Origin of the sequence: Caballeronia sp. LZ024 (assembly GCF_031451455.1) — a bacterium.
In the GTDB taxonomy this organism is placed as follows: domain Bacteria; phylum Pseudomonadota; class Gammaproteobacteria; order Burkholderiales; family Burkholderiaceae; genus Caballeronia; species Caballeronia telluris.
Genome location: NZ_JARUXL010000001.1, coordinates 948259 through 966187 on the forward strand (window position 1 = coordinate 948259; position 17929 = coordinate 966187).

The 17929-nt window shown below is 65.8% G+C and carries 16 protein-coding genes and 1 pseudogene; 8 read left to right on the forward strand and 9 right to left on the reverse strand.

The genetic code is table 11. From position 1 onward, the window contains the following. Window positions 1-449: 449 nt before the first annotated feature. The 5 genes and pseudogenes from QCE48_RS04270 to QCE48_RS04290 form a co-directional block, all read right to left on the reverse strand. Entirely contained in the window at window positions 450-1346 is an 897-nt protein-coding gene (locus QCE48_RS04270; RefSeq protein ID WP_309785933.1) for a PhzF family phenazine biosynthesis protein, read from the reverse strand. 101 nt (window positions 1347-1447) lie between these two features. Next, entirely contained in the window at window positions 1448-1912 is a 465-nt protein-coding gene (locus QCE48_RS04275) for a RidA family protein (protein WP_309785932.1), read from the reverse strand. A 22-nt stretch (window positions 1913-1934) separates the two neighbouring features. Beyond that, window positions 1935-3131, reverse strand: a complete 1197-nt coding sequence (locus QCE48_RS04280; protein WP_309785931.1) for a PLP-dependent aminotransferase family protein — start codon at window positions 3129-3131, stop codon at window positions 1935-1937. Window positions 3132-3258: 127 nt separating this feature from the next. After that, window positions 3259-4221 carry a DMT family transporter gene (locus tag QCE48_RS04285; RefSeq protein ID WP_309785930.1) on the reverse strand — a complete coding sequence of 321 codons (963 nt, stop codon included), beginning with the start codon at window positions 4219-4221 and terminating at the stop codon, window positions 3259-3261. A 250-nt stretch (window positions 4222-4471) separates the two neighbouring features. Then, window positions 4472-5158: pseudogene (locus QCE48_RS04290) on the reverse strand (VOC family protein); the annotation flags it as partial. Window positions 5159-5361: 203 nt separating this feature from the next. On the opposite strand from QCE48_RS04290, the gene QCE48_RS04295 reads away from it, so the two are divergent. Next, entirely contained in the window at window positions 5362-6810 is a 1449-nt protein-coding gene (locus QCE48_RS04295; RefSeq protein WP_309785929.1) for a PLP-dependent aminotransferase family protein, read from the forward strand. A gap of 18 nt (window positions 6811-6828) precedes the next feature. Here QCE48_RS04295 and QCE48_RS04300 read toward each other — a convergent pair whose 3' ends face one another. Further along, complete coding sequence (locus QCE48_RS04300; RefSeq protein ID WP_309788270.1) at window positions 6829-7422, reverse strand: Rhs element Vgr protein; 594 nt, start codon at window positions 7420-7422, stop codon at window positions 6829-6831. 197 nt (window positions 7423-7619) lie between these two features. On the opposite strand from QCE48_RS04300, the gene htpG reads away from it, so the two are divergent. Beyond that, a complete protein-coding gene (gene htpG, locus QCE48_RS04305) occupies window positions 7620-9524 on the forward strand; it encodes a molecular chaperone HtpG (RefSeq protein WP_309785928.1) in 1905 nt (634 codons plus the stop codon). Window positions 9525-9585: 61 nt separating this feature from the next. Here the strand turns inward: htpG and QCE48_RS04310 are convergent, their stop codons facing one another. Then, window positions 9586-9843: a hypothetical protein gene (locus QCE48_RS04310; RefSeq protein WP_309785927.1), complete on the reverse strand. Its 258-nt coding sequence runs from the start codon at window positions 9841-9843 to the stop codon at window positions 9586-9588. A gap of 149 nt (window positions 9844-9992) precedes the next feature. On the opposite strand from QCE48_RS04310, the gene QCE48_RS04315 reads away from it, so the two are divergent. The 6 genes from QCE48_RS04315 to QCE48_RS04340 all read left to right on the forward strand — a co-directional run bounded on the left by QCE48_RS04315 (window position 9993) and on the right by QCE48_RS04340 (window position 15306). After that, a complete protein-coding gene (locus QCE48_RS04315) occupies window positions 9993-10637 on the forward strand; it encodes a chorismate lyase (RefSeq protein WP_309785926.1) in 645 nt (214 codons plus the stop codon). Next, window positions 10637-11113, forward strand: coding sequence for a DNA-deoxyinosine glycosylase (locus QCE48_RS04320; protein ID WP_309785925.1), 477 nt, complete (start codon window positions 10637-10639; stop codon window positions 11111-11113). The genes QCE48_RS04315 and QCE48_RS04320 overlap by 1 nt, the downstream gene beginning before the upstream one ends. Then, window positions 11110-12024, forward strand: coding sequence for a spermidine synthase (locus tag QCE48_RS04325; RefSeq protein WP_309785924.1), 915 nt, complete (start codon window positions 11110-11112; stop codon window positions 12022-12024). The genes QCE48_RS04320 and QCE48_RS04325 overlap by 4 nt, the downstream gene beginning before the upstream one ends. 268 nt (window positions 12025-12292) lie before the next feature. Continuing rightward, window positions 12293-12538, forward strand: a complete 246-nt coding sequence (locus QCE48_RS04330) for a DUF3311 domain-containing protein (protein ID WP_062636783.1) — start codon at window positions 12293-12295, stop codon at window positions 12536-12538. Further along, window positions 12538-14088, forward strand: coding sequence for a monocarboxylate uptake permease MctP (gene mctP / locus QCE48_RS04335; protein ID WP_309788269.1), 1551 nt, complete (start codon window positions 12538-12540; stop codon window positions 14086-14088). Before QCE48_RS04330 ends, mctP begins: the two co-directional genes overlap by 1 nt. Before the next feature lie 114 nt (window positions 14089-14202). Then, window positions 14203-15306, forward strand: a complete 1104-nt coding sequence (locus QCE48_RS04340) for an FUSC family protein (protein ID WP_309785923.1) — start codon at window positions 14203-14205, stop codon at window positions 15304-15306. A gap of 110 nt (window positions 15307-15416) precedes the next feature. Here QCE48_RS04340 and tal read toward each other — a convergent pair whose 3' ends face one another. Together tal and QCE48_RS04350 are read right to left on the reverse strand one after the other, a co-directional pair. After that, a complete protein-coding gene (gene tal / locus QCE48_RS04345; RefSeq protein ID WP_309785922.1) occupies window positions 15417-16370 on the reverse strand; it encodes a transaldolase in 954 nt (317 codons plus the stop codon). A gap of 302 nt (window positions 16371-16672) precedes the next feature. Continuing rightward, complete coding sequence (locus tag QCE48_RS04350) at window positions 16673-17878, reverse strand: benzoate/H(+) symporter BenE family transporter (protein WP_309785921.1); 1206 nt, start codon at window positions 17876-17878, stop codon at window positions 16673-16675. Window positions 17879-17929: the final 51 nt, after the last annotated feature.

Below are 17929 nucleotides of genomic sequence, written 5' to 3' on the forward strand. Positions count from 1 at the left end.
TGCTCGCTGATATCCGTGGGCAATTCAGCGCGGCGTGCCTGACGCTCGACTGCGCTACTGGGTAAAGCCGATCAGGCCGGGGAAGAATCGGGCCAGCGACAGAAGTGTGCCCGATCGTGTGCGCTGACGCATGCGGAACGGCTGCCGGGGACGCTCTTTCGGACAACGCGCCGGGCACGCTGCTCGAATCCTGCTGACATCCGACATCCATTGTTGCCCCATTGGACGGCCGCCACCGGCCGGTATGCATACGTTTGCGCCCTGGCGCGCACGCACGCCGCCTCATTTCGGGGTCGGCCAAGCTTGCCGTTTTGCTGCCCCGTTTGTCTTGTCTAATAATCCGGTCACTGATTGTTCAGATATTACTTAAGGCTTCAGAATTAAGGAAGCACAGTCGCTGCGGGTATACACGTCCCCGCGCCGGATCGAAAACACGCACCGGCGGTGCATCAAAGGCGGAACGTCCCCTCGACGACCGTCACCGTATGGCCGCCGATCCACGCGCGCGCATCGGCGCCATCGTGATCGTAATCGACGAAAATCCGGCCGTCTCGTCCGATTACGGTCCCTTGTCGAACTGTAAACGAGTGGCCCGGCCGCCGGTTCTGCGCGCTGAGCAGGCAGGCGAGTGCGGCGTTCGCGCTCCCCGTGACGGGGTCTTCGCCGTTCTCGGCCCCGTACAGCAAGGCGCGCAGCTCGAACGTGGCGGGCGCGGCCGGGTCCTTTTGCGCGCCGTCGTGCGGACCAAAAGCCGCGAGGCCGAGCGTCGCGGTATCGGCGACGAGGGCGGTCATGGCATCGCGATGCGGCGCGAGCGCGAGCACGTCGGCGGCGGTGTTCAGGCGCACGACGAGCCACGGCACGCCATTGTCCACCGCGCACGGCGGCGCGCTGAAATCGATTACGCCCGGCGCGAAAGCCGCGTCGAGGCGTTGTAGCTGCGCATCGCCGAGCGGCTCGATGCGCGCGGGCGGCGCGGCGAACGCCCACGCGCCGGTGTCGCGTTCGACGATCGGCACGAGTCCGACACCGCATTGCTGCACGAGCCGTCCCGGCTGCTTCGGCGTGTAGCCGCTTTCGAGCAGCGCGTGCGCGGTGCCGAGCGTCGGGTGCCCGGCGAACGGCAGTTCCCTCGACGTCGTGAAGATGCGCACGCAATAGTCGGCGGCGGGGTCGGTGGGACGCAGCAGGAACGTGGTCTCGGAGAGATTGGTCCAGCGCGCGATCGCCTGCATCGCGTCGGCCGACAGATCGTCGGCATCGAAGACGACGGCAAGCGGATTGCCCTTGAAGGCCACGGAAGTGAAGACGTCGACCTGTCGGAAACGAACCGTTCGTGCTGGCATGGGAAGTGAACCGTAAGAAGCGTGAAGGGAAAGCGACGGAACGACGGCGCGCAAAAAAGCCCGGGACCTCGCGGCGCCGGGCTTCGGTCGACCTGCGCCGTTCAGGCGACTTCGGCGATCAGCTCGATCTCGACGCACGCGCCCATCGGAATCTGCGCGACGCCGAAAGCCGAGCGCGCATGCTTGCCGCGCTCGCCGAAGACTTCGGCGATCAGTTCCGACGCGCCGTTCGTCACGACGTGCTGCTCGGTGAAGTCGGGCGTGGAGTTGACGAGGCTCATCACCTTGACGATGCGCTGCACGCGGTTCAGGTCGCCGACGTGCGCATGCAGGGTGGCGATCAGGTCGATCGCGACGGAACGCGCGGCGGCACGGCCTTCCTCGGTGGCGAGCGTGTCGCCGAGCTTGCCGGCGTGGACCTTGCCGTCCTTCTTCGCGATATGGCCCGACAGGTACACCGTGTTGCCGCTTTGCGCGCTCATTACGTAGGCGGCGGCGGGCGCGCCCGCGCTGGGCAGCTCGATGCCGAGTTCCTTCAGCTTGTCGTACACATTCGATTCGGCCATCAAAGGCTCCTGGTTCAGTTGATCAGAGACGCGCGCGGATCAGCGCGCCGAGCTTCGCGACGCCTTCGTCGATCTTCGCCGGCGGCACGGTCACGAACGACAGCCGCAGCGTATTGTGCTCGGCCTCGTTCGCGAAGAACGGGCCGCCCGGCACGAACGCGACATGCTGCTCGATCGCCGCTTCGAGCAGCGTCATCGTGTCGATGTGCTTCGGCAGCGTCACCCACACGAACATGCCGCCCTCCGGCCGGTTCCATTCGACTCCGGCGGGCATGTGATGTTCCAGCGCCGCGAGCATCGCCGCGCACTGGTCGCGATAGAGCGCGCGGATGGTCGGCACGTGCTGGTCGAGGAAGCCGTCCTTCACGACTTCATGGACGATACGCTGCGTGAGGCTCGGCGTGTGCAGGTCGGTGGCCTGCTTCGCCTGCACCAGTTTGAAGTGCAGTTCCTCGGGCGCGATGATGTAGCCGACCCGCAGACCCGGCGCCAGCACCTTCGAGAACGAGCCGAGATGCACGATGTGGTCGGGCGCCATCGAGAGCATCGTGGGCAGCGGGGCGCCCGCGTAGTCGAGCGCGCCGTAGGGATCGTCCTCGATGATCGGGAACGCGGCGCGCTGCGCGAACTCGGCAAGCGCCCTGCGACGTTCGAGCGGCAGGCGCCGGCCGGTCGGGTTCTGGAAGTTCGGCTGCGCGTACAACAGGCGCGCGCCCGCGGTGAGCGCGGCGTCGAGCCGCTCGGGGATCAGGCCGTGCTCGTCGGTCGGCACCTGCACGTAGTCCGGCTCGAAGAGCGAGAACGACTGCAGCGCGCCGAGGTAGGTCGGCGTCTCGACGAGCACGCGGCTCGCCGGATCGACCAGCACCTTGCCGAGCAGGTCGAGCGCCTGCTGCGACCCCGTCGTGATCAGCACCTGCGATGCGCGGATATGCGCGCCGCCGACCGAATACCGCGCCGCGACCCATTCGCGCAGCGGCATGAAGCCTTCGGTCGCGCTGTATTGCAGGGCGGCGGACGGCTGGTCGCGCAGGATGTGTTCCGACGCGCGGCGCATCTGCTCGACCGGGAAGGTCGCCGGCGAGGGCAGGCCGCCCGCGAACGAAATGACTTCGGGCCGCTCCGTGACTTTCAGGATCTCGCGGATCGCCGAGCTGGTCAGCTTGCGGGCGCGTTCGGAAAGTTGCCAGTGCGTGGCGCGAAGGTCGGCTTGATTCATGGGGTCCTCGGTCGTCTCGATTGCAGCGGGGCTGCGTTTTTTCAATGGGCCTGGTCGGCGGGTTTCGGGGCGTTCAACGATGGGCGTCGACAAGCGGCGCCAGGAATCCGATTATCGCTCGCTCGGGTCATCTTGAGTTCGTCGGGCGCACCGTGGGGCGGGCGGAAGCCGCGCCCGGCGCCGTCGAAGACGGCCCGAGCGGCGGCGGCGCCGTGCGCACGGCAGCCTTGCGGCCGAGCACGACGGTCGCGATCACGGCGGCGGCGTAGATCCACGTCGACGCCTCCACGTGCTCGCCGAAGAAGAGCGCCGAGAATGCCATCGTGAAGAAGATTTGCAGGAGCTGCACCTGTCCGACGCGCGCGATGCCGCCCATCGCGAGCCCCGCGTACCACGCGAAGAAGCCGATGAACTGCGAAAAGAGCGTGACGTAGCCGAACGCGAGCCACGTGCGCCACGCGAGCGGTTCCGGATGCGCCGCCTGATGCGCCCACCAGAGCCCGCCGACCGGCAGCAGCAGAAACGGCGCCGACAGCACGAGCGCCCAGCAGATCACCTGCCAGCCGCCCATCTGGCGCGCGAGGCGCGCACCTTCCGCATAGCCGAGCGCGCCGATGCCGACCGCGACGAGCATCAGCAGGTCGCCGGCCTGCACGCCGCCGCCCGCTTGCAGCGCGAACGCGACGACGATCGCGCTGCCCGCGAGCGCGCTCGCCCAGAACGCTTTCGACGGCCGCTCGTGCGAAAGCCACGCCGCGTAAATCGCGACGCACAGCGGCTGCAAGCCGTTCACGACCGCGCCGTGCGACGCCGGCACGGTCTTCATCGCCCAGGCGGAAAACACCGGAAACGCGATGATCACGCCGAGCGAGACGACCGCGAGGCTCTTGACCTGCGGCCAGGTCGGCCGGCGTTCGCGGCGCCAGACGAGCAGCGCGGCGGCCGGAATCGCCGCGACGAGCGCGCGGCCGAGGCCGTTCAGGAGCGGATGAACTTCCTGCACGACGATGCGCGTCATCGGCAGCGTCAGGCTGAAAATGATCACGCCGATCAGGCCGAGCAGCATGCCCTCGGTTTCGCGGGTCTTCATCGGGACGAATCTCCTGTTGTATGGGGCGGCGGGATGAAGACCCGTCGACCGGTTATTCGGGTTGTCGCGAAAGCGCGTGGGCCGGGTCTTGCGCGGTGTCGGGCGCTTCGTCCGGCGCATGCGCCTCGCTTTCGTCGTCCGGCTTTTTGCTCTTCGCGCGCCGGCGCGATTTTTTTGCTTCGTCCGCTTCGGCCATTGCATGCCGCGCCGATTCCGCCGCTTCCGCCGATTCGCCGAGCGTCACGATCGAACCGTCCGGCAGTTCGAATTCCGCGACGATGCCCGGCGCGCCGGAGGTCGGCTCGATGCGCATCAGATGCGCCGCGCCGAGCCACGCGAGCTGTTCCGCAATCGTCTCGGCGCGCGGGTGGTAGCCCGTCAGCGAGCGCAGCGCGATGCCCGTCTCCGGCAGCGCGGCCGACGGATGCCGGGTCGTGTCCCACTGGATCAGCGAGGGCACGACGCCGTCGCCCGCGCCTTGCCACGCGGGAAACGCGCCGTCGTCCGGCACGGTCAGCGCCCAGGTGCTCGCGCCGCGCGACATCGGCACGACGGGCGCGATGCGCTCCGGGTACTGCGCCTGCCAGCGCGCGACGAGCCGCGGCCGGTCGACGCGCACGACCCAGTGCACGAGCTGCGGCCCGCTTTCGATGCGCGCCTGCATCGCCGGATCGTCGAGCGCGAAAAGACGCGCGCGCGGCGCATCGGCGGGCGGCGCGTCGGGGTCGATCGCGATCACTTCCAGATACGCGCCGCCCCACAGGTTGAGGAGCCGGTTATGGGTGCGCATCAGCGGATGCGCGCCGCCGCCGGCCGTCCCGACGCCGAACTTGCCGGCGACGAACCGTTCGCCCTCTTCGAGCGTGCGCGCGGCGACGACGAGATGATCCAGCTTCAGGGCGCGTTGAAACGCGGGGGCGGACGTGTGAACGGTCATGACGATTCAGGCAAGGGAAATCAGGGCCGACAGCATAACCGTTCGACTCTGCGCCGGTGGCCGCGCCATGTCGAGCACATTCCCGGAAGGACGAATGTAGCGCCTATCACCTGCACAGTAACGGTACAATCGGACCCATACTATTCGGTACAGTTTTCACCAAAATCAACGCGCCGATCCAACGCAGCGAACCGGAGCCGCCGATGTCCGTGCCTCTCGACCTGATTCCCGCGCCGCACGACGCGCCGCAACTGACGCTCGTCGACCAGCTCGTCCAGTGGGGACGGCGGCGCATCGACGAACGCGTGTTCCGCCCCGGCATGCGCATGCCGTCGATCCGCAAGCTCGCGCTCGACAAGGGCGTGTCGCGTTTTACCGTCGTCGAGGCGTATGAGCGGCTCGTCGCGCACGGCTATCTCGATTCGCGGCGCGGCTCCGGCTTCTATGTCCGCGACCGCGCGGCCGCGACGCCGGTCGCGAGCCCGCTTGCCAGCGCCGAGCGCGAACCGGTACGGAGCACGATCGACGTCGTCTGGCTGTTGCGCAACATGCTGCAGACGTCGAGCCCGGTAAAGGGGCCGGGGCTCGGCTATTTGCCGACCCAGTGGCTCGACGGCGAACTGATCACGAGCGCGCTGCGTTCGATGAGCCGGCAGAGCGGCGCGCAACTGCTCGGTTTCGGCACGCCGCAGGGTTTCCTGCCGCTGCGCCAGCAATTGCAGACGCGGCTCGCGGAACTGGAAATCGGCGCATCGACGCAGCAGATCGTGACGGTTTCCGGCATCACCCAGGCGATCGACCTGATCGCGCGCCTCTACGTGCAGCCGGGCGATACGGTGATCGTCGGCGATCCGGCGTGGTTCCAGATGTTCGGGCGCTTTGCGTCGCAGGGCGCGCGGCTCGTCGGGATGCCGTACACGCCCGACGGCCCCGATCTCGACGCGCTGGAGACGATGGTCCAGACCTGGCGGCCGAAGATGCTCGTCGTCAATTCGGTGCTGCAGAACCCGACGGGCACGTCGCTGACCGCGGCGCAGGCGTTCCGCATCCTGCAACTGGCCGAAGCCTACGACTTCATCGTCGTCGAGGACGACGTCTACGGCGATCTCGCGCCGCCCGGCTACCCCGCGACGCGCCTCGCGAGCCTCGATCAGCTGAAACGCGTGATCTTCCTCGGCAGCTTTTCGAAGACGCTCGCGGCGAACCTGCGCGTGGGTTACGTGGCGGCGTCGGCGGAGGTGGCGAAGGCGCTCGCCGACCAGAAGATGCTCGTCGGCATGACGAGCCCGGAACTGAACGAGCGCGTGCTCTACAAGGTGCTGACGGAAGGCCATTACCGGCGCCACGTCGAACGGCTGCGCGCTCGGCTCGACGGCGTGCGCGAAAAGACCGCACGCATGCTGGAATCGACCGGTTTCCGGCTCTTTTCCCAGCCGTTGGCAGGGATGTTTTTCTGGGCGGACGCGGGCGTCGATTCCGAAGCGCTCGCGGCCGCGGGCCACGAAGCCGGCTTTTTGCTGACGCCGGGGAGCCTGTTTTCGCCGCATCAGTCGCCAACGACGTGGATGCGCTTCAACATCGCCAATTGCGGCGATCCGGCGCTGCCTGCGCTCTTCGCGAGTCATCTCGACAAGGCCGGACGGCGGGTTTAGGCGGCGCGCGCGCTCGGATCAGATCGTGCGGGTCAGGGCGCTGCGCGGCAGATTCCGGCGGCTGGACGGATCGGCGATGAAGTCGGCGAGCACCGTCTCGAAGCGCGCGAGCGCGTCGGGATGGCTCCGGTATTTGTGCTCGTAGAGATGGCGCCGTCCTTCGCCGCCCCGATGCGCGAGCGCGAAATAATCGGCGATCAGGTTGCCCTGCGCTTCCATGTTGTAATCGCGAAGGCGTCTGTGCGGCGCGAGCGTGTAGCCGTAGCGAAGGCCGATCCGCACCGCGCCGCGCAGCCTCACCCAGTAGCCCAGCTGATGCTGCCAGACGTGCGTCATCTCGTGGATGAACCACATCTGCGAGGCGAGGTCGGTCGAGAAATCGTCGCGGAAGCAGGCTTTCGGAAAATACAGCTGGCCGTTCGGCGCCATCGCCGTGTGCGCGGGTTGTAGGCCGAACGGCAGATAGCCTGTGTCGTGAACGCGGACGGTCGAATAATCGATCGAATCGGCGAACACGAGCCGCGCGATCGCGATCTCGCCGCGCGTGAGCGGGCGCGCGTCGCGCGGGCGGCCGAGCGCGCGCGAACAGGCGGCGCGCAGCGCGACGGACATTTTCACCGGCGGGCTCCGTTGGGGTCATCGGCGGGGGTCATCGGCGGAATTGTTCCACACGGCGGACGGTGAGGGAAAATACGCTTTCGGCTCTTGAAATTGTCCCGAGGCGCCCCATCTGACGCCAATTCGCTCGAGGCGATGGCGCTTCCCGGCGCGCTCCGACATCATCGAAAACCCAACTAGAGGACCCGACCATGGCACAAGAAACCATGAGCTTTCAGGCAGAAGTGAAGCAGCTTCTGCATCTGATGATCCATTCGCTCTACAGCAACAAGGAAATTTTCCTGCGCGAGCTGATTTCGAACGCGTCCGACGCCGCCGACAAGCTGCGCTTCGAGGCCATCGAAAACAGCGCGCTGTACGAAAACGACTCCGACCTGCGCATCCGCGTGTCTTACGACAAGACCGCGCGCACCATCACCATCGACGACAACGGCATCGGCATGAGCCGTGAAGAAGCGATCTCGCATCTCGGCACGATCGCGCGCTCGGGCACCAAGGAATTCTTCTCGAAGCTCTCCGGCGACCAGCAGAAGGACGCCGCGCTCATCGGCCAGTTCGGCGTAGGCTTCTACTCGGGTTTCATCGTCGCGGACAAGATCACGGTCGAAACGCGGCGCGCCGGCTTGCCGGCGAGCGCAGGCGTGCGCTGGACGAGCGCGGGCGAGGGCGATTTCGAAGTCGAGGACATCGAGCGCGCGCAACGCGGCACGACCATCACGCTGCACCTGCGCGCCGACGAAGACGAGTTGCTGTCGACCCACAAGCTCAAGTCGATCATCCAGAAGTACTCGGACCACGTCGCGCTGCCGATCCTGATGAAGAAGGAAGAGTGGGACGCGGAAAAGGGCGAGATGGTCGAGAAGGACGAGGACGAGACCGTCAACCAGGCGAGCGCGCTCTGGACGCGCGGGAAAAACGACATCACGGAAGAGCAGTACAAGCAGTTCTACCAGCACCTTTCGCACGATCACGACGATCCGCTCGCGTGGACGCACAATCGCGTCGAAGGCCGCAGCGAGTACACGCAACTGCTGTACGTGCCGAAGCACGCGCCGTTCGACCTGTGGAACCGCGATCACAAGAGCGGGCTGAAGCTCTACGTGAAGCGCGTGTTCATCATGGATGACGCCGAGCAACTGTTGCCGCAGTATTTGCGTTTCGTGAAGGGCGTGGTCGATTCGGCCGATCTGCCGTTGAACGTCTCGCGCGAAATCCTGCAGGAAAGCCGCGATGTGAAGGCGATCCGCGAAGGCGTGACCAAGCGCGTGCTCTCGATGCTGGAAGATCTGGCGACGTCGTCGGCGGAAGCCACCGAAGACGCCGACAAGCAAAAGTACGCGACCTTCTGGAAGGAATTCGGCCAGGTGTTCAAGGAAGGCATCGGCGAGGACTTCGGCAATCGCGAGCGTATCGCGAAGCTGGTGCGCTTCGCCTCGACGCACAACGACACCGACGAGCAGAACGTCTCGCTCGCCGAGTACGTCGCGCGCATGAAGCCCGAGCAGACGAAGATCTACTACGTCACCGCCGACAGCTGGCAGGCCGCGAAGAACAGTCCGCATCTCGAAGTGTTCCGCAAGAAGGGCGTGGAAGTGCTGCTGCTGACGGAGCGCGTCGATGAATGGATGCTCTCGTTCCTCAACGAATTCGACGGCAAGCCGTTGCAAAGCGTCGCGCGCGGCGATCTCGACCTCGGCGCGCTGAACGACGAGGAAAAGCAGCAGCAGGAGAAGGTCGGCGAGGAAATGAAGCCGCTCGTCGAGAAGATGAAGGAAGTGCTCGAAGGCAAGGCGAAGGACGTGCGCCTCACGTTCCGTCTCACCGATTCGCCGTCGTGCCTCGTCGCCGATGAAGGCGACATGAGCGGCTACCTCCAGCGCATGCTGAAGGCAGCGGGCCAGCAGGCGCCGCAGATGCAGCCGATCCTGGAAGTGAATCCGGAGCATCCGCTGGTGAAGGGGCTGAACGCCGAGAATGCCCATTTCGGCGACTGGTGTCATCTGCTCTTCGATCAGGCGTTGCTCGCGGAAGGCGGATCGCTGGAGGATCCGGCGAGCTTCGTGAAGCGCACGAACGCGTTGCTGCTGACGCGCTGAGCGATTTCGCTTCGTGATGCAAGGCGCGCTGCCGGCTGTTGCCGGCAGCGCGCTTTTTTTATTACTTGAGCTTGCGTTCCTTGTTGGCCTGCGCGAGCACTGACGCGGCCAGCGTCTTCGTGTCCTTGGAATACTTGCCGCTATGAAGCACTTCGCTTGCCTTGTGTTCCATCCCGGCGCTCGTCTGCTTGTTCGAATGCGTCTGCGACAGGGCCGACGCCGCGAGGCTCTTCGCGATTGCCGATGCCTTCGGATCGTTCAGCGTTTCCGCCGCGAGATGGGCGACCTTCTGCGATGTTTGTTTCTTGTTTTCCGACATTGCACTTCCTCTCAGAGTTAGGTAGCTCGCGTCAGCACAGGCCGCGAGTCCGGCCATATGTCCCATGACCGGCTCAACAGTTTTCATCGCCGAAATCCGCATTTCCACACGATTCGTCCTAACCCGATGACGGTTTTATAATCACCGCCATGCCGATTCCCCACGATCCCGCCGATGCCCACTGGCGCGTCGCACCGCGTGCCACCTTCACCCGCGATCAGAAAGACTGGTCGACGCGCGGCGGCTCGCTCACCGCGCATCTGCGCACGCTCGGGGCGGTGAGCGTGACGGTTACGCGAGAAGCCGTCGACGTGCCATTCGCCGACGAGTCGCGCGCGCTGCGCATCGGACCGCGCACGCCGTGCTGGGTGCGCGAAGTCGTGCTGAACGTGGACGGCGTGCCGTTCGTCGCGGCGCACAGCATCGTGCCGCTCGCCGGGAGCGCGGGCGTCTGGCAGGCGATGCGTTCGCTGCGCACGCGTCCGCTCGCCGAACTTCTCTATAGCGACAGCAGCGTCGCGCGTTCGGCGCTCGTGAGCCGCAGGGTGACTGCGCGGCATCCGCCGTACCGGCTCGCGCGCGGGTTGTTCGACGAAGCCGCCGTGCACGCGCTCGTCGCGCGCCGCTCCGTGTTTGAGCGATACCGCGCGCCGCTCATGGTCACCGAATGCATGTTGCCGGCGCTGTGGTCGCGCTTGTCGTCTTCATTGCACGAATCGCATCGCGAACATTCGCGGCCGCTCGAGCATCTGGTTTCGCATGTGAAGCGTCCCGCGCGCGCCGAGGCGAAGTGATGCTCCAGGGCTTCCCGCCGATCGCCGACGAAGCGACCCACACGCTGATTCTCGGCAGCTTTCCCGGCGTCGCGTCGCTCGCGGCGACGCAGTATTACGCGCATCCGCGCAACCAGTTCTGGCGGCTCGTCGGCGCGGTCACGGGCGAGGCGCTGCACGAACTTCCATACGATGAGCGGGTCGCGCGCCTATTGGCACACGGCATCGGTCTGTGGGACGTGCTCGCCGCCTGCGAGCGCGAAGGCAGCCTCGATGCCGCGATCCGGCACGCGAACCCGAACGACTTCGCGTCGTTTCGCGTGCATGCGCCGCTTCTGAGGAAAGTCTGCTTCAATGGCAAGACCTCGGGCCGCTTCGAGCCGCTGATCCAAGCGGCGGGTTACGAGACGCTCGTGCTGCCGTCGTCGAGTCCGGCGAATGCTATTCTCTCGTTCGACCAAAAATTGCGCTTCTGGCGCGAGATCCTCACGACATGACGAAACTCATCAAGCGCGCGTCCGCCGAAGCGCGCGCGTTCAGCGGCAAAGATCGCGACGACAAGCATTCCAAACGCTCGAAGCGCGAGCGCGAAGACGACCTCGACGACGCCCCGCGCATCGAAACGCCGCGCAAGCCGCGCTTCGCGCCCGTGACGTTTTCGGAAGAGGGCGGCGTGCGCTTCCTGCATTTCGGCACCGAATGGGTTCAGGGCGCGATGCGCCTGACGAAGCCGAATCACATCGAACTCGAATACGCGCAGCAGATGATGTCGTGGCTGCTCTTCATCGAGACGCCGAAGCGCATCGTGCAACTCGGCCTCGGCGCGGCGGCGCTGACGAAGTTCTGCCACGCGTTTCTGAAGCGCGCGAAGGTCGAGGCGGTCGAACTGAACCCGGCGGTCGTGATCGCCGCGCGCACGATGTTCGAACTGCCCTCCGACGACGCGCGTCTCACCGTCAACGAACAGGACGCGTGGGAGTTCGTAAACGATCGCGCGAATCACGGCACGATCGGGGCGCTGCAGATCGACATCTACGACGCGACGGCGCGCGGTCCCGTGCTCGACAGCGTGTCGTTCTATCGCGCCTGCCGCACGTGCCTGACGCCGGAAGCCGGAATCGCGACAATCAACCTGTTCGGCGATCATCCGAGCTTCGTGCGCAACATGAAGCGCCTGTCGGAGGCGTTCGACGGCCGCGTGATCGCGCTGCCCGAAGTGCACGACGGCAATCGCGTCGCGCTCGCATTTTCGGGTCCCGCGCTCGAGCTGCCATTCGCGGCGCTCGAAAAGCGGGCGAAGCTGATCGAAAAGGAATTGAAGCTGCCCGCGCGCGAGTGGGTCCGGGCGCTCGCGATCAGCGAGCATGAGCGCACGGGCGAAAGCGCGCCGGAACGCTTCGTCATTTGAGCGCCGAAGCCGCGCACCCAGGCGCGCCGCCGTCGCGCGCCTGACTACGGAACACTTTCACATCAGTCGAATCCCTCGGGTTCGCCCTGCTTGACCCTGTTTTAGGCGTCCATATACTCCTCGTGTTATTTTCGAGATGCTTTTCCGCGCGCTCCGTCTCTACCCGGCGACCGGCGCGCGGCGAGCCCATTCAAAGAACAACGACCATCTTGCATGGGACCCGAGGAAGGCGCGCAAACGCCGACTCGGGTCGACAGAGGAGACCGTCATGGCTCACGAAGCTGCGACTGGCACGGGGCAACCCCGCAACAAACATTGGCTGTGGCTCCTGATCCTGCCGTGGATCGGCGTCGTCTGGGTGCCGTTCTACAACAAGCTCGAACCGGTACTCTGGGGCTTTCCGTTTTTCTACTGGTACCAGTTGCTGTGGGTACTGATCAGCGCGGTCATCACCGCCGTCGTCTATAAAAAGACCAAAGCCATCGGCACGAAGGGCAAGGGGACCGCGCGATGATGAATTCCACCGCAACTTTTGTCTTCGTCCTGTTTTTCGTCGGCGTGACGATTCTCGGTTTCGTCGCCGCACACTGGCGCAAGGGCGATCTCGCGCAACTCGACGAATGGGGCCTTGGCGGCCGGCGCTTCGGCACGATCGTCACCTGGTTCCTGCTCGGCGGCGACCTCTATACCGCGTACACCTTCATCGCCGTGCCCGCGCTCGTGTTCGGCGCTGGCGCGACCGGTTTCTTCGCGCTGCCGTACACGATCCTGATCTATCCGTTTGCCTTCGTCGTGTTCCCGAAGCTCTGGAGCATCGCGAAGCGCCACGGCTACGTCACCGCCGCCGACTTCGTCCATGCGCGCTACAACAGCCGCATGCTCGCGCTCGCGGTCGCCGTGACGGGCATCGTCGCGACGATGCCGTACATCGCGCTGCAACTGGTCGGCATCGAAGTGGTGATCGGCGCGCTCGGCTTCGATACCAAGGGCTTCGTGGGCGACCTGCCGCTCATCATCGCGTTCGCGATTCTCGCGGCGTACACGTACACCTCGGGCCTGCGCGCGCCGGCGATGATCGCGGTCGTGAAGGACGTGCTGATCTACGTGACGATCATCGCGGCGATGATCGTGATTCCGGCGCAACTCGGCGGCTTCGGGCACATCTTCGGCGCGGTCGAACCGGCGAAGCTCCTGCTGAAGGCGCCCGATGCCGCGAGCCTGAACGGCTACAGCGCCTACGCGACGCTCGCGGTGGGCTCGGCGCTCGCGCTCTTCCTGTATCCGCACTCGGTGACGGCGATTCTGTCGTCGAACTCCGGCAACACGATCCGCCGCAACATGGCGCTCTTGCCGGCGTACTCGCTGGTGCTCGGCCTGCTCGCGCTGCTCGGCTACATGGCGCTCGCCTCGGGCGTGCGCGACATGCCGGAATTCGCGCCGTACTTCAAGGCGTATGGCTCGAATTTTGCGGTGCCGGCGCTCTTCCTGCACTACTTCCCGTCGTGGTTCGTCGGCGTGGCGTTCGCGGCGATCGGCATCGGCGCGCTGGTGCCGGCGGCAATCATGTCGATCGCGGCGGCGAACCTCTACACGCGCAACGTGCATCGCGAGTTCGTGAACCGCAGCATGACGCCGGAGCAGGAAACCAACGTCGCGAAGATGGTGTCGCTGCTGGTGAAGGTCGGCGCGGTCGTATTCATTCTCGCGCTGCCGCTCACCTACGCGATCCAGCTGCAACTGCTCGGCGGGATCTGGATTATCCAGACGCTGCCCGCGCTCGTGCTCGGCCTCTATACGCGCGTGCTCGACCATCGCGGCCTGTTGCTCGGCTGGGCGGTCGGCATCGGTGTCGGAACGTGGATGGCGGTGTCGCTCAAGCTCGCGGGCTCGATCTATCCGATCCATCTCTTCGGCTACACCATCCCGGGCTACGCCGCCGTGTGGGCGCTGATCGTGAATCTGGTGGTGTCGATCGTCGTGAGCGTGCTCGTGCGCTTGCTTGGCCTCAAGCGCTCGGACGATCGCACGCGGCCCGAGGATTACCTCGATGTCGTCGAAGGCTGATCGGCCGTCGCCACGCTGATCGATGTGCAAAACGCCCGCAACGGAAGTTGCGGGCGTTTTGCTTTGGGCGGCCTTAGAATCGACGACACACCCAGGCCCGACCTCATCGACGCCATGCCCTCACTCGACACGCCCACGTCCCGCCGCAGCCACGCAAGGCGCATGCTGCACGTGCTGGCGTCGCCTTATTTCCGCTACCGGCACGCGAAGCTGCTGCACGCGCTGCGCGTCTCGCTCGCGATGCTGGCGTCGATCGCGCTGACGTCGGGCATCGACATTCCGCATGGCGTGTGGGCGTCGGTGACGCTGCTCGTCGTGATCGGCGGGCTTCAGCATCACGGCAATATCCGCAAGAAAGCGGCCGAACGCGCGCTCGGCACGCTACTCGGCGCGAGCTTCGGCCTCACGCTCATCATCGTGCAGAGCGTGTTGGGGTCGCTCATGTTGACCTTCCTGCTGATGTCGGCCATCGCGGGCGCGTGCGCGTACTACGCGATCGGCAAGGCGGGCTATGTCGCGCTCCTGACCGCGATCACAATGGTGATCGTCGCGGGCCACGGCGACTTGCCGATCGACGTCGGCCTGTGGCGCACGGCGAACGTGCTGATCGGCATCGTGATCGCGCTCGGTTTTTCGTTCGTGCTGCCGCTCTACGCGACGTACTCGTGGCGCTACCGGCTCGCGGACAACATGCGCGAATGCGCGCGCCTCTACGCCTCGATCATCGAAGGCAGGCCGATCGACCCCGACGAACTCACGCAGCGCTTTCTCGTGATGAGCCGGCGCCTCGTGCAGTCGCGCTCGCTGATGGAATCGGTGGCGAAGGAAATCGACGTGCCCGCGGCGGCGCTCGATGAAATCCAGCGCCTGCACCGGTCGATCCTCGCGGCGCTGGAAATGCTGGCGAGTTCGGGTCCGCTCGACGCGCACATGGCACCCGACGAGAAAGCCGCCTGCACGGCGGAAGAGCGCGCGGTACGGCAGACCTTGCTGCTGATGGCGCGAGCGTTGCGTTTCGGCCGCGTCGGGCTGCTGCACGCCGCCGCCTACACGCTGGACGTGAAACCCGGCATGGATGCCGCGCATCCGGACCCGGACGCGCACGGCATGCACTGGCTCGCGATACGGCTCGCGGAACAGGTGAACCGTCTGCGCCTGCGGCTGATCGAGATCGAGCGGCACTGGAATATTGAAGGCGCGCAGCCGTTTTTCCGCTGAGCGTCTGCGCCGGGCCACCGCGCATGGCCGAATCGCAAAACGGGCCCCGATGCGGCGACGCATCGGGGCCCGTTTATCAAAGGCAGCAGGGCGAGACGCCCCGCGCAGCCTTATTGCAGCGCCGCGATCACCTTTTCGAGCTTGATCGCATCGGCGGCGAAGGTGCGGATGCCTTCCGCGAGCTTTTCGGTCGCCATTGCGTCGTCGTTGACGGCGAAGCGGAAGCTCGGTTCATCGACGGCGATCTTTTCGATCTGATCGTTCTTCACCGCTTCCGGCGAGAGCTTGCGCTCGATCTTGTCGTTGCTGTCGGCGAGCTTCTTCAAGAGGTCGGGACTGATGGTGAGCAGGTCGCAGCCGGCGAGTTCGGTGATCTGGCTGACCGTGCGGAAGCTCGCGCCCATCACTTCTGTGTGGTAGCCGAACTTCTTGTAGTACGCGTAGATGGTGCGCACCGACTGCACGCCCGGATCGTTCGCGCCGCCGTTTTTCACCTCGTCCCATTCGGCGCCCGCCGACTTCTTGTACCAGTCGTAGATGCGGCCGACGAACGGCGAAATCAGCTTCGCGCCGGCCTCGGCGGCGGCGGCCGCCTGCGCGGGGGCGAATAGCAGCGTCATGTTGCAGTTGATGCCTTCCTTCTGCAGCACTTCCGCCGCGCGCACGCCTTCCCAGGTCGAGGCGAGCTTGATCAGCACGCGCTCGCGCTTGATGCCGGCGTCTTCGTAGAGCTTGATGAGTTCGTGGCCCTTGTCGATCGACGCCTTCGTGTCGAACGAGAGACGCGCATCGACTTCGGTCGACACGCGGCCCGGGATGATCTTGAGGATTTCCGTGCCGAACGCGATCAGCAGGCGGTCGATGATCTGGCCGACCGGCTTGCCCGCGTGTTCCTTGACGGTCTTCTCGAGCAGCGGCTTGTAGTCGTCCTTCTGCACGGCCTTCAGGATCAGCGACGGGTTGGTCGTCGCGTCTTGTGGCTTGAACTGTTCGAGTTGCTGGAAGTCGCCCGTATCGGCGACGACGGTGGTGTATTGCTTGAGCTGGTCGAGAGCGGTAGTCATATCGGGTCGTCGGCGCTAGCGCCTTGTCAAAGTTGCGGACGCCCGCGCAGCTTGCGCGCGTTCAGCGTGTTCCGCGTTGAACATCATCTGCGATGCCGCCCGCGCCCTGCCGGGCCGGCGGCTCGCCCCTCGGTGTCCTTCTGTCACCTTTCCTCACTCATTTTAGACCCGCGCGCACCGTTCGCGCAGCGACCCCCGCGGAGCACGGCCGTTCGACCCATGCTCGCAGCATGCGTTCAACGTGTGAAGATTTCGGGGCGGAACAGGATTTCGGGCGTTTCGCAGGTGCGGTGCGCGGGAAATCAGCGCCGCGCATTCAGCACGACCTGCGTGACGACGCCCGCGACTAGCCCCCAGAACGCCGGGCCGATCGACGCCAGCGTCAGGCCCGAGGCCGTCACCATGAACGTGACGAGCGCTGCTTCCCGCTGGCGCGCGTCGTGCATCGCGTTGGCAAGGCCGCTCATGATCGAGCCGAAGAGCGCGAGGGCGGCCACCGAGACGACCAGCGCCTTCGGAAACGCCGCGAACAGCGCGGCGATCGTCGCGCCGAAAATGCCCGCGAACAGATAGAAAATGCCGCACCAGACCGCCGCCATGTAACGCCGGCCACGGTCCTCGTGGGCTTCGGGGCCGGTGCAGATCGCCGCCGTGATCGCCGCGAGATTCACGCCGTGCGAGCCGAATGGCGCGAGCACGAGCGACGCGAGACCGGTCGTCGCAATCAGCGGGGCGGCGGGCGTCGAATAACCGTCGGCGCGCAGTACGGCGACGCCCGGCACGTTCTGTGACGCCATCGCGACGACGAAGAGCGGGATTCCGACGCTGATCGTGGCCGCGAGCGAAAAGGACGGCATCGTCAAGACGGGATGCGCGAGTGCGACGTGAAAGCGGCTGAAATCGAGCAGTCCGAGCGCGCCCGCGACCGAGATGCCGGCGACGAGCGTCGCGGGAATCGCGTAGCGCGGCGCGAGGCGTTTCGCGAGCAAGTAGGTGAAGAACATCGCGAGGACGAGCGCCGTCTGGAACTGCGCCGCGCGGAAAATCTCGATGCCGATCTCGAACAGGATGCCCGCGAGCAGCGCCGAGGCGATGCCGGCGGGAATCTTTTTCATCAGCGTGTCGAAGAGGCCGGAAAAACCGACGACCGTCAGCAGCACCGCGCAGACGACGAAGGCGCCGATCGCCTCCGAATACGCGACGTTCGGCAGCGACGTGACGAGCAGCGCCGCGCCGGGCGTCGACCATGCGATCACGATGGGCGCGCGAAACCGCAGCGACAGGCCGATCGTGCAGAGCGCCATGCCGATCGAAAGCGCCCAGATCCAGGAGGAAATCTGTGCGTCGGTGAGGTGCGCGGCGCGGCCCGCCTGGAACATCAGTACGAGCGAACTGGTGTAGCCCGTCATCATCGCGACGAAACCGGCGACGAACGCGGAGAGCGAACTATCGGAGAAAGGGCGCAGCGGCTGCGGCGCGAGGGCAGGGGCGTTCGGCGGCGGATTCATGCGTCGGGATCGATGCGAAGCGGCGAAAGCGCGATGTTACGCGCTCGCCGC

Excerpts from the sequence above, each read along its gene's own strand:
- mctP (WP_309788269.1), top strand. The coding sequence starts at position 12,538 with ATGAATTCCACCGCAACTTTTGTCTTCGTCCTGTTTTTCGTCGGCGTG.
- QCE48_RS04325 (WP_309785924.1), top strand. The coding sequence starts at position 11,110 with ATGACGAAACTCATCAAGCGCGCGTCCGCCGAAGCGCGCGCGTTCAGC.
- QCE48_RS04270 (WP_309785933.1), bottom strand. The coding sequence starts at position 1,346 with ATGCCAGCACGAACGGTTCGTTTCCGACAGGTCGACGTCTTCACTTCC.
- QCE48_RS04285 (WP_309785930.1), bottom strand. The coding sequence starts at position 4,221 with ATGAAGACCCGCGAAACCGAGGGCATGCTGCTCGGCCTGATCGGCGTG.
- QCE48_RS04275 (WP_309785932.1), bottom strand. The coding sequence starts at position 1,912 with ATGGCCGAATCGAATGTGTACGACAAGCTGAAGGAACTCGGCATCGAG.
- QCE48_RS04295 (WP_309785929.1), top strand. The coding sequence starts at position 5,362 with ATGTCCGTGCCTCTCGACCTGATTCCCGCGCCGCACGACGCGCCGCAA.
- QCE48_RS04300 (WP_309788270.1), bottom strand. The coding sequence starts at position 7,422 with ATGTCCGTCGCGCTGCGCGCCGCCTGTTCGCGCGCGCTCGGCCGCCCG.
- QCE48_RS04310 (WP_309785927.1), bottom strand. The coding sequence starts at position 9,843 with ATGTCGGAAAACAAGAAACAAACATCGCAGAAGGTCGCCCATCTCGCG.
- QCE48_RS04315 (WP_309785926.1), top strand. The coding sequence starts at position 9,993 with ATGCCGATTCCCCACGATCCCGCCGATGCCCACTGGCGCGTCGCACCG.
- htpG (WP_309785928.1), top strand. The coding sequence starts at position 7,620 with ATGGCACAAGAAACCATGAGCTTTCAGGCAGAAGTGAAGCAGCTTCTG.
- QCE48_RS04280 (WP_309785931.1), bottom strand. The coding sequence starts at position 3,131 with ATGAATCAAGCCGACCTTCGCGCCACGCACTGGCAACTTTCCGAACGC.
- tal (WP_309785922.1), bottom strand. The coding sequence starts at position 16,370 with ATGACTACCGCTCTCGACCAGCTCAAGCAATACACCACCGTCGTCGCC.
- QCE48_RS04350 (WP_309785921.1), bottom strand. The coding sequence starts at position 17,878 with ATGAATCCGCCGCCGAACGCCCCTGCCCTCGCGCCGCAGCCGCTGCGC.
- QCE48_RS04340 (WP_309785923.1), top strand. The coding sequence starts at position 14,203 with ATGCCCTCACTCGACACGCCCACGTCCCGCCGCAGCCACGCAAGGCGC.
- QCE48_RS04320 (WP_309785925.1), top strand. The coding sequence starts at position 10,637 with ATGCTCCAGGGCTTCCCGCCGATCGCCGACGAAGCGACCCACACGCTG.
- QCE48_RS04330 (WP_062636783.1), top strand. The coding sequence starts at position 12,293 with ATGGCTCACGAAGCTGCGACTGGCACGGGGCAACCCCGCAACAAACAT.